The sequence below is a fragment of the Nocardioides sp. T5 genome, assembly GCF_048161455.1.
Lineage (GTDB): Bacteria > Actinomycetota > Actinomycetes > Propionibacteriales > Nocardioidaceae > Nocardioides.
In genome coordinates this window covers 867,073-880,157 of record NZ_CP182415.1, presented here as the reverse complement: position 1 = coordinate 880,157, position 13,085 = coordinate 867,073, and the positions used below count along the sequence as shown (strand labels likewise).

Sequence of the window (13,085 nt, the reverse complement as noted above, 5' to 3'; positions counted from 1 at the left end):
CGTACGCCCCTAGACTCCGGGCGTGCGCCAGGCAGCCGTAGTGCCTCCCGTCGTCGGCCTGGCCGTCGCTGCGCTCGTCGTCGTCCTCACCGGCCAGGGCGGCAGCCCGACGACCGTCGCCGCACCCGCGGTGCCGGCGGAGATGGCGGGCTACTCGCACCTGACCGGCTCGGTCTCGTCGTCACCACCGGGGCCAGTCGTCGCGCTGTGGCAGCACGGCTACGGCGTCGAGTTCCTCGACTTCCCGCAGGCGGTCGTGCTCGGGTCCGGTGGCGACGCCTACCGCCGCGTCGACGTGGCCGAGGAGCGGGCGGGCGGCGAGACCCAGGGCGACCCGGCGCCGATGCTGCTGTCGCCCGACGGCACCCGGGTGGCGGTCGGCGACCACGACATGGACCGCCCCGACGTGGTCGTCGTCGACCTGAGCACCGGCGACACCACCCGCCACCCGCTCCCCACCGGGCGCAGCGTCGTCCCGGTGGCCTGGTCCGCGGACGGTCGGACGCTCGCGAGCCTGGTCTCCGACGAGGCGACGAACCCCTACTCCGGAGGCCGGATCACCGGCGACATCGCCCTGCTCGACCTCCCCGACGACGCGGCCGAGGTGCTGGAGCTCGACAGGTCGTCCACCGGGGCGGCGTTCTCGCCCGACGGCTCGGAGCTCGCGGTCGACCAGTCGGGCGTGGTCACCGTCGTGGACCTGCAGGACGGTGCCGAGCGCAGCCTCGAGGTCGACGGGGTGCTGGCGGGTCCCGCCGCCTGGTCCCCCGACGGCCGGCTGCTCGCGGTCACGACGACGAAGCCGGTACAGGCACCGCCGGGTGTGGAGGCTCCCGGCATCCCGACCGGGCTGGCCTTCGTCGACGCGACCGGGAGCGCCGGCGACGTGCCCGACTCCCTTCCGCTCGACCTCACCGGTCCGGGGCGCGTCCTGGGCTGGTCCGGCCCGGACGGGGTGCTCACCGTGCTCGCCGTCGAGGGCACCGACACGTGCTGCGGGGACGACCAGCAGACCCTCTCCGTGGTCCCGCTCGACGGCACCGAGCCGCGCACCCTGATGCGGATGTCGGACCTGACGTCCTTCGGCGTTGGTCGCTTCCAGCTGGCCGCGTCCGTCGCCGCCTCGCTCGAGGTCGTCACCCCCGACGACGTCGACCGGGGTCCGTGGCCGTGGCCGCTCCGTGGCGTGCTCGCCGTCGCGGCCGGCCTCCTGGCGTGGGCGCTCGCGCGCGCCGTGCTGCGCCGCACGCGTCGTTCGTAGCCGTCAGGCCCAGCCCCCGAGCCACGCCGCCAGCGTGACGTCCTCGGTCCACGGCCGCAGCGTCGCGTCGAGCGGCGGGCCTGCGGTCGCGAGGTCGGGGCGCCCCCACCGCTCGGCCCGACGGTGCAGGCGCAAGTCCTGCAGCTCGGCGTTACCGGCCGCGACCTCGCGGGAGCCCGGGCCCCCGTCGAGGCCTTCGAGGATCGACGTCCACGCAGCGACGTCGCCGAACAGGCCCTGGCGCACCTCGAGGTGGAGCCGTGCCGCTGCCGGCACGTCCTCGTCGGCCGGCACCACCCGGGGGTCGTCGCCCACCAGGTCGCGCTGCCGCTCCGTGAGTCGTACGACGGTGCGCGGCAGCGCGGCCAGCAGCGAGTCGACGCTCACCAGCAGCTCCGCATCACCCAGGGTCGGGGCGAGGGTGACGACCAGGTCGGCCGGACCGCGCGTCAGTCCGCGCCAGGTGGTGCCGGGCGCGGACGTGCGATCGGCGACGGCCACGGTCTCGGCGAGGAGTGCGCCCGGGTCCGCCTCACGGGCTCCCGCGTCCGGTCCGTCGTGCCAGGCGACGGCGTCGCGGCGGTGCGCCACCAGACCGCCGGCGGTCCAGGAGCGGTGGGCGAAGTCCCAGTCCTCGCCGCCGTATGCGGAGAAGGTCTCGTCGAAGCCACCGACCTCGTCGTACCACCAGCGGCTGCACGCGAGGACGGCGCTGATGACGAAGCGGTGGCTGGTGTGGTCGGCGTCCAGCAGGTCGCGGCTGTCGGCGTACGCGTCGCGGAGCCAGGCCGGCTCGGGCAGCTCCAGCGGTGGCGCGACCTCCTCGATCGCCCCGTCCGGCGCGGTGCCGGCGAGGTCGGCGTGCCGGCGGCGTCCCACGACCAGCGCCTCGGGCAGGGCCTCGGGCAGGGCGACCATGCGCTCGACGAAGTGCGGCTCGGGGACGGTGTCGGCGTCGAGCAGCACCAGCACCTCGCCGGTGCTCGCCGCGACGCCGAGGTTGCGGGCGGCTGCCGCCCGGAAGCCGTCGTCGTGCTGCCGGACCACGCGCACCCCGGGCGGGACCTCGGGCGCCCGGTGCGACCCGTCGTCGGTGACGATCACCTCGTCCGGCAGCCGGGTCTGGCGGCGAAGTGCCGCGAGCGTGCGGTCGAGCTCGTCCTGCTGCTCGAAGTGGGTGACCACGACCGACACCCGCCGCCGGGGCGCACCGTCGGGCGCGAGGTCCCAGCGGTTGCCCGGCACCGAGGTGCCCCAGGGCGGCGCGGTCATCCGACCGACGCCCACCACGCGCGGTAGGCCGCGGCCGTGTCCTCGATCCGCGGACCGAGGTCGGCGTCGGGAGCGGTCCACGTCGACGTCGGTCGGCGCAGCACGGCGTCGAGGCGCGGGACGAGGGTGGAGTCGTCGAAGAGGCTGAGGGTGCCGGGACGGAGCGCGGCCATCTCGCGGGCGTAGGAGCCGTCGCGCACGAGGGGGCGCCGACCGGCGGCGATCCAGGAGTTGAGGCTGCCCGACGCGGAGACGTTGCGGTGCGCCGTCACCCCGACCGCCACGCCGCGGAGCGCGCGGACCAGGTCGTCCTCCGGGACGCGGCCGGTGACCTCCACCGGCACTCCCCTGTCCCGGGCCGTGCGGACCAGCCCGTCGACCTCGTCGGCGTGGCCCGGCGCAGCGTCGCCGAGGATCCGCACCGAGGCCATGGTTCCGGCCCGTCGCAGCGCGGCGACCGCGCGGACGACCTGGCGGTGGCCCTTGCCGGGGTAGACGAAGCCGAAGACGCCGACCACCGGCTCCGGGTCGACGGCTCCGCCCGCCGCAGCGGACGGAGCGGGTCGACCGGGTCGGCCGGGCGCGACGGGCACCGGCAGCGGGATGACGGTCCCGCGGGCCCCGGTGGCGCTCCAGCGGTCGACGAGCGCGTGCTCGTGCCACGAGTTGGTGGCCCATGCGTGGCTCGCGCGCACGATGCGTCCGTACGCCTCGGCACGCGCGGCGAACACGGGGCCGTCGGTGGGCTGTGGGACGTCGTGCAGGGTCACCGTCAGGCGCACCCGCCGGGCGAGCCGCTCCACCGTGTCCGCTGCCTCTCCCGGCTCGCGGCCCAGCAGCCGGTCGGTCAGGTGCAGGTGCACCGCCGCCCCGGGCACCAGCAGGGCGACGTCGCGGACCACGGGCGCCCGGGCAGCGCCGGCCACCTCGCCGGCGTATCGGGTGACCCCGTGCGTGTCGGGGCCGAGGAGCAGGTGGTGCGGCGCGGCGAGGTCCGTGTCGTGGAGGTGGGAGGCGGGCCTGAGCACCCGATCATCCTCATCGACGTTGGACAGACCCGTGCTCCCCCCAAGGCATGGGGCGCGGCCACACGGGCGTGAGCGTGCGCACGCTGCGGGGTCAGGTCGCGGCGAGCTTCTTCTGGAAGTCGCCCAGGCGGGCGACCGGACGGAAGCCGAGCGTCTCGTTGACGCCGATCATGTGGCTGTTGACCTCGGCGTTGTAGGTCGTCAGCCGGGTGATGTCGGGCCGCTCGCGCTGCAGCAGGCGGAGGTTGGCGACCTTGACCGCGACCCCGAGCCGGTGGCCCCGGTGGGCGCGACGCACGAGGGTGCCCCACTGGTAGGCATGACCCGTCTCGTGGGCGGTCGTGGCGAGGTCGGAGTAGGCGACCACCTCCCCCGAGGACGACAGCGCGACGGTGTTGTACTTCGTGCGCCCCTGCCGCGCGACCGTCTCCTCACGCTCGCGCACGGCTTCGGTGCTGACCGCCTCCGGCTCGAGCTCGAGGTCGCCCGTGGGTGCCTCGGTGGCCAGGATCGACGTGATCTCGGCCCATCCCTGCAGCAGGTCGTCTGGCACCGGACCGCTCCACGAGCGGAGCGTGTACGCCGCGTGGGAGCCGGCCGCGTCGTCGGCGAGCCCGGCGAGCAGGACGTCGTCGACCGGCAGCCGGAGCTCGCGCTGCACCTCGGACAGGGCGAGCTCGTACCCACGTGCCCGGGCGAACTCCGGCCCGGAGGCCCCGTCGCCCGCGGACCCGGCGTCGTACGGCCACGACGACAGGCCGGTGAGCACGCGACGGCCGCGCGCGCGGGCCTCGTCCTCGAGCAGCCTGAGCAGGGCCGTGCCGGTGCCCCGGCGCCGGTGGGTGGGCAGCACGTGGACGTCGAGCTCGGCCAGCTCGACGTTGTCGAGCAGCGGGGTGCGCAGCCACCCCGCTCCGACCGTCGTCCCGCCCGCGACGGCCGACCAGGCACCCGATCGGCTGTGGCTGCCGTCGGCCTGCATCGTCGCCCGCAGCTCCTCCAGCTGCCACGGCGTCGCCACCTCACCCAGCTCGTGGCGCGCCGAGGCCTCGTACACGTGGTGCCAGGCGGCGAAGGCGGTGTCGTCGTTCGGGGCGACCGGCAGGATCTCGAGGCTCATCGGGCGCGGGACACCCGGCCCTCGTCCCAGACCGGGCCGTCGGACTCGTAGACCTCGCCGTCGGCGCCGTAGACCAGGAACCGGTCGAAGCCGCGGGCGAACCATCGGTCGTGCGTCACCGCCAGCACGGTGCCGTCGAAGGCCTCGAGACCCGCCTCGAGCGCCTCGGCGGACTGCACGTCGAGGTTGTCGGTGGGCTCGTCGAGCAGCAGGAGCGTGGCCCCCGACAGCTCGAGCAGCAGGATCTGGAACCGCGCCTGCTGACCGCCACTGAGCGAGTCGAACCGCTGCTCGCCGGCGTGCGCGAGCTCGTAGCGGTCGAGCACCCGGCTGGCGGCCTCGCGCCCCATGCCGTCGCGGTGGTCATCGCCGCGGTGCAGGATCTCCAGCAGCGTGCGCCCGACCAGCTCGGGGTGCTCGTGGGTCTGCACGAACCAGCCCGGCCGCACCCGCGCCCCCAGCTTGGCGCTGCCGGTGTGCGCGACCGGCGCAGGCGGTACGCCGACGGGCTGGTGCTCGACGTCGGGGTCGCTGCCGCCGGCGGCGAGGAGCCGCAGGAAGTGCGACTTGCCGGAGCCGTTGGAGCCCAGCACGGCCACCCGCTCGCCGTACCAGACCTCGAGGTCGAACGGCTTCATGAGGTGGGTCAGCTCGAGGTCGGTGCACACCACCGCCCGCTTGCCCGTACGCCCGCCCTTGAGCCGCATCTTCACCTGCTGCTCGCGCGGCTGCTCGGTGGGCGGACCGGCGTCCTCGAACTTCTTCAGCCGGGTCTGCGCCGCCTGGTAGCGGCTGGCCATGTCGGAGTTGTAGGCCGCCTTCTGCTTGTACATCAGCATCTGGGCGCGCAGCTTGGCGTACTCCTCGTCCCAGCGGCGGCGCAGCTCCTCGAAGCGCTCGAACCGCTCGGCCCGCGCCTGGTGGTAGCTCGCGAAGCCGCCGGGGTGGGTCCACACCAGGTTGCCCGCACTGCCGAGCTCGACGGTGACGATGCGGGTGGCGGTGTTGTCGAGCAGCTCGCGGTCGTGGCTGATGAACAGGATGGTCTTGGGCGACTCCCGGATGCGCTCCTCGAGCCAGATCTTGCCGGGCACGTCGAGGTAGTTGTCCGGCTCGTCGAGCAGCAGCACCTGGTCGGGCCCCTGCAGCAGGTACTCCAGCACCAGCCGCTTCTGCTCACCACCTGACAGCGTGGTGAGCGCGCGGTACTTCGCGCGGTCGAAGGGCATCCCCATCGCCGCGGTGGTGACCTTGTCCCACACCACCTCGAGGTCGTAGCCGCCGACGTCGCCGTAGTGCCCCAGCGCCTCGGCGTACGCCATCTGCACCGGCTCGCTGTCGTCGTCCATCAGCCGCAGCTCCTGCGCCGCGACCTCCTGCGACCAGCGGCGTACGTCGGCGGGCGCGACCGACAGCAGCAGGTCGGCGACCGTCTCGTCGGCGCCCCCGTGACCGACGAACTGGCGCATCACCCCGAGCCCGCCCGAGCGCGTGACCACACCGGCGTGCGGCTTGAGGTCTCCGGTGACGATCCGCAGCAACGTGGTCTTGCCGGCGCCGTTGGCGCCGACCAGCGCGACCTTCTGCCCGTCGCCGACCCGGAAGCTGACGTCGTCGAGCAGCACCCGCCCGTCCGGCAGCTCGTAGCGCACTCCGGCGACATCCACATGACCCACGGCCGCATTCTCGCAAGCCACCCGTCCCGCCGTCGCGTGGATATCCCCCGCTCGTGCGCGGAGACGTGACGGGCGCAGCTGGTCCAGACCACCGTTAGGGTGCTGGCCATGGCTGACACGACCTCCACCGGCTCGACGAGCTCGACCGAGCAGACCACCGCCCCCCGTTGGCGGATCATCGGCCCCGGGCTCGTCGTCGCCGCGACCGGCGTCGGGGCGGCCGACCTCGTCGCGACGCTGATCGCGGGGCAGAAGTTCGGCTACACGCTGCTGTGGTGCGTGGTCGTGGGCTGCCTGATGAAGATCGTGCTCGTCGAGGGCGCCGGTCGCTACTCGCTCTCCACCGGACGCACGATCTTCGAGGGCTGGCGCTCGCTGGGCGCCTGGACGACGTGGTACTTCGCGCCCTACATCGTGATCTGGGGCTTCGTCTACGGCGCCGCCGCGATGGCCGGCACCGGCCTCGCGCTGGCCGGCCTGACCGGCGCCCTGTCGGTCACCTGGTGGGGCATCCTCTCCGGCCTGCTCGGCCTGGTGCTCGTGTGGACCGGGCGCTACAGCGTGTTCGAGAAGGTGCTCGCGGCGCTGGTGGGGATCATGTTCGTCACGATGGTGGGCGCCGCGCTGCTGACCGTGCCCAACCTCGGCGAGGTGCTCACCGGCCTGGCGCCGAGGATCCCCGAGGACGGGCTGGTCAACACCCTGGCCCTCGCCGGCGGTGTCGGCGGCACCATCACCCTCGCCGCCTACGGCTACTGGCTGCGCGAGAAGGGGTGGAACACCCCGGCCTACATGCGGGTCATGCGCATCGACAACACCGTCGCCTACGTCGTCACCGGCATCTTCGTCCTGGCCACCCTCGTGGTCGGCGCCGAGCTGCTCTACTCCACCAGCGTGGCCATCGAGTCCGGCGACGCGGGCCTCCTCGACCTCGGCGTGGTGCTGCAGGAGCGCTACGGCGACTGGGCCGGCAAGCTCTTCCTGGTCGGCTTCTGGGCCGCCGCGATGTCGTCGCTGGTCGGCGTCTGGAACGGCGTCAGCCTGATGTTCGCCGACTTCATGACCAACGTGACCGGCGGCGAGGAGAAGGACGCCCGCGCCGGCGGGAAGTGGTACAGGGTCTACATCCTCTGGCTGACGTTCCCGCCGATGGTGATGATGTTCCTCGGCAAGCCCGTGTGGCTGATCCTCGCCTACGGCGTCCTCGGCGCGTTCTTCATGCCGTTCCTCGCGATCACCCTGCTGTGGCTGCTCAACACCGACCGCACGCCCGCCGAGTGGCGCAACAAGCTGCACTCCAACGTGCTCATGGCGATCATCGCGCTCGCCTTCGTCGCGCTGTGCGTCAACGAGGTCCGCAAGCTCGTCAGCGGCGCCTGAGGGTCACGCGCCGGTGGGGTGCCTGACCCAGACGTTGGGCTCGACGTAGGTCGCCGTGCCGTGCTCGGCGTCGCACATCACTGGCGCCAACGCCCCTGGTACGACGACGGGGCCGGTCGTGTCGAACGCCAGCCCGGTCCACTCCCGCCACTCCTCGACCGTGCCGGGGATGACCATGGAGCGCGGCGCCACCCGGTCGATCCGACCGCCCGCCCGGACGTGCACGCGCAGCCACGGGTCGGTGGGCAGCCCGTCGTCGCGGGTGCGAGCGGCGTACGCCGTCATCGACTCGTGCACGTCGCTCTTGCCGTTGGGGCGCACGGGCGCGAGCAGCTCGGAGAAGCCGAGCCGGCCGGCGTTGTCACGCAGCGCGGCGACGATCCGGCCCGACAGCCCGGTGCCCTGCAGGCCGGGCTCGATGGCGATCTCGACCGCGGAGACGGCGTTGGGCTCCTCGCCCCACAGCGCGGTCAGCAGGCCGCTGCGGATCGCGAAGTCCCACCCCGCGTCGGGCAGCTCGTCGTCGTCGAGCCGGAAGGGCACGGAGTGCGCCTTGGCGACCTGGCGCCCTGACGCGTCGAGGCAGACGAGCACGAACTCGGCGAAGTGCTCCAGCGAGGCGTAGTAGCCGTTGCCGATGGGGTCGTGCTTCATGAATTCCGGCCACGACGTCTCCATGTCCCAGAAGGTGTCCATGAGGTCCGGCCGCTCGGCGAGGGTGACGATCTCGACGTCCATGTCGTCATCCTGACCGACCCGGACGGCCGACGCCCGCCTTTTTCAGAGCCGCTCGGCCACCCGCCGCGCCGCGATCTGCAGGACCTCCCACGTCGTGGCGAACGGCGGGGCGTAGGAGAGGTCCATCCAGGCGAGGTCGTCGACGGATCCGCCCGCCCACAGCACCGCGGCCGCGGTGTCGATGCGCTTGCCCGCGCCGTGCCCACCGACGACCTGCACGCCGAGCAGCCGGCGGGTCGTGCGGTCGGCCATCACCCAGATCGCGATCGGCTCGGCCTCGGGCATGTAGCCAGCGGCCGTCGAACCCTCGGTGACGAGGGTGACCGGGTCGAAGCCGGCGCTCGCCGCGTCGGCGCGGGACAGTCCCGTGCGGGCGATCTCGAGGTGCACCTCGCCCGAGGAGAAGCGCGTGATCGACGTGTCGACCATCCCGTCGAACGACAGGTCGCCACCCGCCAGGCTGTCGCCGAGCGCCCGCCCGTGCTTGGTCGCGTGGGTGCCGAGCGGTCGGAAGACCCACTGGTCGTCGATGCGGCGGCGCACCTCGCAGCAGTCCCCGGCCGCCCAGACGTGGTCGGCCACCCGCCCGTAGGGGTCGGGCCGCAACGCCCCGTCCTCGGTCATCTCCAGTCCGCTGCCCGCCAGGAACTGGGTGGCCGGCTTGACGCCGACCGCCACCACGACGAGGTCGGCCTCCCGCGAGCCGCCTTCCCAGTGCACCCCGGTCACCCGGTCGCCGTCGAGCTCGAGACCGGTGACCTCGGCGCCGAGCACCAGCTCCACCCCCGCATCGACCAGCCCGGTGTTGACCCGGTCGGACATCTCGTCCTCGAGCATCCCCATGCCGCGCGTGCGGGTCAGGACGGTGACACCGAACCCCTGCTCGAGTGCCGCCTCCGCGACCTCGACGCCCACATAACCCGCACCCACGACCACCACGTGCGCGCCCGGTCCGACGCGCGCGAAGCTGCGCACCCACGCGGCGCCGTCGTCGAGGGTCTTGACCACGCCCACCCCGTCGTACGACGTCCCCTCGGGGCGCAGCGCCCAGTCGGGCACGACCGCCGGGGCACCGGTGGCGACGACCAGGTCGTCGTAGTCCAGCACCTCCCCCGCGGCCGTCGTCACCGTGTGCGCCGCCAGGTCGACCGCGACGGCCTCGGTCCCGAGGCGCAGGTCGATGCCGGCTTCGCGGTGCTCGTCGGCGGTGCGGGCCACCAGGTCGTCACCGCTGCCGACGTCTCCGGCCATCCAGTAGGGGATCCCGCAGGCGCTGTAGGACGTGTGCATCCCGCGGTCGAGCACGGTGACCGCCAGGTCGCGACCCAGCCGCCCAGCCGTACGGAGGGCCTGGTGGGCCGCCGACATCCCGGCGGCATCGGCGCCGACGACCACCACGCGCCTGAGGGCCGGGCTCATTCCTCGATCTGCTTCGCCCAGAGGTTGACTCCCGAGTCGACGGCGTACCGGTCGATCTCGGCGAGCTCGGCCTCCGTCAGCGGCGTCGCGTCGAGTGCGTCGAGGTTGGTGTCGAGCTGCTCCACGCTGGAGGCCCCGATCACCGCGCTCGTCACGCGGTCGTCGCGGAGCACCCACTGGAGCGCCAGCTGGGCGAGCTTCTGCCCGCGCCCCTCGGCGATCGCGTTGAGCGACCGCACGCGCCCGAGCGTCTCGTCGTCGAGGCCGGTGATGGTGGAGCCGTCGCGGGCCGCACGGGAGTCCTCCGGGACGCCGGCGAGGTAGCGGTCGGTGAGCAGTCCCTGGGCGAGCGCGGTGAAGGCGATGCAGCCCATCCCCTGCTCCTCGAGCTCGTCGAGCAGCCCGCCCTCGATCCAGCGGTTGAGCATCGAGTAGGACGGCTGGTGGATGAGCAGCGGCGTGCCGAGCTCGCGTGCGACGGTGGCTGCCTCGCGCGTGCGCTCCGGGGAGTACGACGAGATGCCGGCGTAGAGCGCGCGCCCGGACCGCACCGCGGTGTCCAGCGCCATCATCGTCTCCTCGACGGGCGTGTCCGCGTCGAAGCGGTGGCTGTAGAAGATGTCGACGTAGTCGAGCCCCATCCGCGCGAGCGACTGGTCGAGGGAGGCCAGGACGTACTTCCGCGAGCCGCCGCCCTGGCCGTAGGGGCCCGGCCACATGTCGTAGCCCGCCTTGGTCGAGATGACGAGCTCGTCGCGGTAGGGCGCGAAGTCGTCGGCGAGGTAGCGGCCGATGTTCTCCTCCGCGCGGCCGTAGGGCGGGCCGTAGTTGTTGGCGAGGTCGAAGTGGGTGACCCCGCGGTCGAACGCCCGTCGCAGGATCGCGCGCTGCGTCTCCTCAGGACGGTCGGTGCCGAAGTTCTGCCACAGCCCGAGGGACAGGGCCGGCAGCCGGAGGCCGCTGCGGCCGGTCCGCCGGTAGTGCATCCCGGTCGTGTCGTCGTACCTGTCGGGGGCTGCTTCGTAGGCCATGCCCCACATCCTGCACGGTCGGTCATCGGGGACGCCCCCGGGCTGGACCGGGGCGATACCGGATGGCCCCAGGCACGCACCCGGCGTGTACTGGACGCATGACCTCCTCGCTGCGCGGGACCGCCTTCCGGCTCGCGCTGTCGACCGCACGGCGGGTGCCCTACGTGCGCCGCGTGCCGGCGGGGATCCGGTTCCCGCTCGAGCGCGACGGGGTCGACCCGGTCGCCCGGCTGGCGACGACACGCGAACGCGGTGACGTGGTGCGCCTCGCGAGCCTGTTGGGCACCCGGGTCTGGCTGGTCACGGGGTACGGCCCGGCGCGGGCCGTGCTGGCCGACTCCGGCTCGTTCGCCAACGACGTGCGCGACATCATCGGCCGTCAGGACCGATCGCCGGCCGAGCGGATCGGTGGGCTCGGGATGACCGACCAGCCCGACCACGGACGCCTGCGCGGTGTGCTCACGCCCTGGTTCACCCGCCGCAGGATGGCCGAGCTCCAGGACGACATCGACCGCGTCGTCGCTGCCGCGCTCGACGACATGGCCGCCCACGGACCGGTGGTCGACCTCGTCGAGCGGTTCGGCTTCCGGGTCCCCTTCGGGGTCATCTGCGACCTGCTCGGCATGCCCGAGGTCGACCGCGACGAGTTCCGGCGGCACGGCGCTGCCCGCTTCGACCTCCGCGACGCGGGCAGCGGCATCTTCGACACCGCCGCCGGCACCCGGCAGTTCCTCATCGACCTGGTCGCGTCCGAGCGCCGCTCCCCGCACCTGCCGGACGGGTTGATCGCCCGGATGGTCGCCGACCACGGCTCCGACTTCGACGACGTCGAGCTGGGCGGCCTGGCCGACGGGGTCTTCCTCGGCGGCTACGAGACCAGCGCCAGCATGCTCTCGCTCGGCACCTGGGTGCTGCTCCAGCACCCGGCAGCGTGGGCGACCCTGCAGCGAGGCGAGCCCGCCGAGGTCGACCGGGTGGTCGAGGAGCTGCTGCGCTTCGTGTGCCCCGTGCAGATGGCGTTCCCTCGGATCGCACGCCACCAGGTCACGGTCGGCGACCAGGTCGTCCAGCAGGGCGACATCGTCCTCGTCTCGCTGACCGGGGCCGAGCGCGACCCTGCCCACCGCGTCGCCCCCGAGCAGTTCGACCCGACCTCCGCCGTCGCTGGCACGCTCGCCTTCGGCCACGGGCTGCACCGGTGCGTCGGCGCGGAGCTGGCCCGGATGGAGCTGCGCACCGCCCTCGTCGCACTGGCGCGTCGCTTCCCCGACCTCGCGCTCGCCTGCGACCCCACCGACCTGCGGTTCACCGAGCTGGCCATCGTCCACGGAGTCGCAGGCCTGCCGGTCCGGCTCGGGTGAGGCCCACCACCCGCTGCGTACGGTGGAACGGTGGTCCGGAGCGTCGTCGCCCTCCTCGCCGCGGCCGTCGTCGCGGTGGTGTCGGGCTGCTCGGCCGAGGGCGCGCGACGTACGACGAGCGAGCCTGCCCGGACGCCGACCGGCACACCCACCAGCCCACCCAGCAGCCCACCCAGCGCGACGCCGTCCTCCCCACCCGCCGAGCAGCCGACCCCGCCCGTCGAGAGGACGACACCCGAGCCGCGCCGCTCGTTCGTCACCATCCCCGCGATCGGCCTGCGCGACTTCCCGGTGGTGCGCTACCGCGGGTCACCCGACGACGCCCCCGGGACCGCCCTGCAGAACGCCGGCGAGATGGCCTCGCCCCGCGGACCCCGCGGCGGCACGGGGCCCGGCGAGGTCGGCAACTACATCGTCACCGGGCACCGGCTGACCGGGACCGCTCCCCTGCGCAACTCGCCCTCGCTGGACCGCGGTGACCGGATCCTGGTCCGCACCGGCGACACCGTCCACGTCTACGAGGTACGGCGCACCCGCTGGACGTCGTTCCGACAGCCGGCCTCCCTCCGCGCCCAGCGCGCCGAGGTGCCCGGCCGGCCTGCCGCGGACGCGACGAGGCCGATGATCACGCTGTCCACGTGCGCCACGCTCGAGGACCACGCCGCCGGCAACTACTGGTCCGACGAGTTCGACAACCCCGAGCACCGCATCGACAAGATCGGCGTCCTCGTCGCGACGCGGCCGGCCTGACGACCGGTCCGCCCGGAATGGCGTTGCCGGCGCGGCACGGACCGGGGTT

The 13,085-nt window shown here is 73.6% G+C and carries 11 protein-coding genes; 4 read left to right on the top strand and 7 right to left on the bottom strand.

Annotation, left to right across the window (positions count from 1 at the left end):
- Positions 1-22: 22 nt before the first annotated feature.
- Complete coding sequence (locus ACNKF0_RS04255) at positions 23-1,261, top strand: WD40 repeat domain-containing protein (protein WP_416956023.1); 1,239 nt, start codon at positions 23-25, stop codon at positions 1,259-1,261.
- A 3-nt stretch (positions 1,262-1,264) separates the two neighbouring features.
- Here the strand turns inward: ACNKF0_RS04255 and ACNKF0_RS04250 are convergent, their stop codons facing one another.
- The 4 genes from ACNKF0_RS04250 to ACNKF0_RS04235 form a co-directional block, all read right to left on the bottom strand.
- Positions 1,265-2,533 carry a glycosyltransferase gene (locus ACNKF0_RS04250; RefSeq protein ID WP_416956021.1) on the bottom strand — a complete coding sequence of 423 codons (1,269 nt, stop codon included), beginning with the start codon at positions 2,531-2,533 and terminating at the stop codon, positions 1,265-1,267.
- Positions 2,530-3,561: a hypothetical protein gene (locus ACNKF0_RS04245; protein WP_416956019.1), complete on the bottom strand. Its 1,032-nt coding sequence runs from the start codon at positions 3,559-3,561 to the stop codon at positions 2,530-2,532. Before ACNKF0_RS04245 ends, ACNKF0_RS04250 begins: the two co-directional genes overlap by 4 nt.
- Before the next feature lie 91 nt (positions 3,562-3,652).
- On the bottom strand, positions 3,653-4,681 hold the full coding sequence (locus ACNKF0_RS04240) for a GNAT family N-acetyltransferase (protein WP_416956017.1): 1,029 nt from the start codon (positions 4,679-4,681) through the stop codon (positions 3,653-3,655).
- Entirely contained in the window at positions 4,678-6,357 is a 1,680-nt protein-coding gene (locus ACNKF0_RS04235; protein ID WP_416956015.1) for an ABC-F family ATP-binding cassette domain-containing protein, read from the bottom strand. The genes ACNKF0_RS04240 and ACNKF0_RS04235 overlap by 4 nt, the downstream gene beginning before the upstream one ends.
- A 108-nt stretch (positions 6,358-6,465) precedes the next feature.
- Between ACNKF0_RS04235 and ACNKF0_RS04230 the strand changes: the two genes are divergently transcribed.
- A complete protein-coding gene (locus tag ACNKF0_RS04230; protein WP_416956012.1) occupies positions 6,466-7,737 on the top strand; it encodes an Nramp family divalent metal transporter in 1,272 nt (423 codons plus the stop codon).
- A 3-nt stretch (positions 7,738-7,740) separates the two neighbouring features.
- Here ACNKF0_RS04230 and ACNKF0_RS04225 read toward each other — a convergent pair whose 3' ends face one another.
- The 3 genes from ACNKF0_RS04225 to mgrA are packed head-to-tail and all read right to left on the bottom strand — an operon-like array spanning position 7,741 to position 10,925.
- Positions 7,741-8,475: an N-acetyltransferase gene (locus ACNKF0_RS04225; RefSeq protein ID WP_416956011.1), complete on the bottom strand. Its 735-nt coding sequence runs from the start codon at positions 8,473-8,475 to the stop codon at positions 7,741-7,743.
- Between the two features lie 42 nt (positions 8,476-8,517).
- Entirely contained in the window at positions 8,518-9,894 is a 1,377-nt protein-coding gene (locus ACNKF0_RS04220) for an FAD-dependent oxidoreductase (RefSeq protein ID WP_416956009.1), read from the bottom strand.
- Positions 9,891-10,925: an L-glyceraldehyde 3-phosphate reductase gene (gene mgrA / locus ACNKF0_RS04215; RefSeq protein ID WP_416956006.1), complete on the bottom strand. Its 1,035-nt coding sequence runs from the start codon at positions 10,923-10,925 to the stop codon at positions 9,891-9,893. Before mgrA ends, ACNKF0_RS04220 begins: the two co-directional genes overlap by 4 nt.
- 98 nt (positions 10,926-11,023) lie before the next feature.
- Between mgrA and ACNKF0_RS04210 the strand changes: the two genes are divergently transcribed.
- Both ACNKF0_RS04210 and ACNKF0_RS04205 read left to right on the top strand, forming a co-directional pair.
- Positions 11,024-12,286, top strand: coding sequence for a cytochrome P450 (locus ACNKF0_RS04210; RefSeq protein WP_416956004.1), 1,263 nt, complete (start codon positions 11,024-11,026; stop codon positions 12,284-12,286).
- A 30-nt stretch (positions 12,287-12,316) separates the two neighbouring features.
- Positions 12,317-13,036, top strand: a complete 720-nt coding sequence (locus tag ACNKF0_RS04205) for a class E sortase (protein WP_416956002.1) — start codon at positions 12,317-12,319, stop codon at positions 13,034-13,036.
- Positions 13,037-13,085 lie beyond the last annotated feature (49 nt).